This is a genomic window from Sphingomonas azotifigens NBRC 15497 (assembly GCF_002091475.1).
GTDB lineage: Bacteria > Pseudomonadota > Alphaproteobacteria > Sphingomonadales > Sphingomonadaceae > Sphingomonas > Sphingomonas azotifigens.
In genome coordinates this window covers 1-959 of sequence record NZ_BCTR01000144.1, presented here as the reverse complement: position 1 = coordinate 959, position 959 = coordinate 1, and the positions used below count along the sequence as shown (strand labels likewise).

2 protein-coding genes are annotated in these 959 nt (G+C 64.2%); one reads left to right on the top strand and one right to left on the bottom strand.

The features are described 5' to 3' along the window. Positions 1-198 (top strand): MucR family transcriptional regulator (locus SAZ01S_RS23315; RefSeq protein ID WP_174596170.1); only part of this gene is annotated, 198 nt, incomplete at its 5' end. A 42-nt stretch (positions 199-240) separates the two neighbouring features. Here SAZ01S_RS23315 and SAZ01S_RS23310 read toward each other — a convergent pair. Further along, on the bottom strand, positions 241-959 hold a 719-nt coding region (locus tag SAZ01S_RS23310), incomplete at its 5' end, for a HEPN domain-containing protein (RefSeq protein WP_139810229.1).

The window sequence follows — 959 nt, the reverse complement described above, 5'->3', positions numbered from 1 at the left end:
CCCGAGGACTATCGCGCGCGCTACAATCTGAAGGCCGATTATCCTATGGTGGCGCCGGCCTATTCGGAACAGCGCCGCGCGATGGCGCACAAGATCGGTCTGGGCGCCAAGGGCCGCGCAGCGCGCAACGCGCCTGCTGAACCGCCTGCCCCGAAGCCGGCGCGCAAGCCGCGCGCGAAGGCGGCACCCACTGCCTGAACTCAATCTCGCGCCGAGGCTCCAAGCCTCGGCGCGAGACGATCATGCGGCGGCAGCTTGCTCCAGCGCCGCGATGCGTTCCTCGCAGATCACCTGCACCGCCTGCCCCAGCACTTCGACGCGCTCGCCCAGCCACGCCAACTCCTCGGCGGTGATGCGGTAGTGCTTGGAATAACGCGCCTTCACATAGGCCTCCTTCAGCTTCTCGAACCGAGAACGGTCGATGCGCTGATCACGGGGCCAGGCATCGATCAGCCGCGGATCGATGCGCTCGGCCTGCGTGCGAAGAAAACCTAGATTGTGGGTGTGCGGCGTGTAAAAGGTGCAAACCAGCAGCACGCAGTGGTAGAGGCTCTCGGCAGTCTGATGGAGCTCGAATGCGGTCTCGCGAGAGTGTCCCTTCTCTAGGCCGAAGCGGACAAAGTCATGCCTGCGCATGGCTGCCGAGAACCACTCCTCGAAATACTCCCGCGCCATCGCCAACGCCTGCGGTGGCGTCTTCGGCTTGGGCTGGTGCAACTCGGTGGGCTCGCTCTCGTACAGCGCGATGCCGTCACGCGCGACATCCATGAAGAAATAGCGCCCATGCGCCAGGCCGTCGTTCACCTCCTGCATGGTGTGGACGATGAAATTGACCGGCGTGCGCAGCGTCTTGGTAATCGCCAGCTCGCGGTTCAGCCGGTCCTCGGCGGTCGCCCAGAACTCCACCCGATCGGTGAGCTTGTCCTTGTTGACGATCACGAGCAGATCGAAGTCCGACT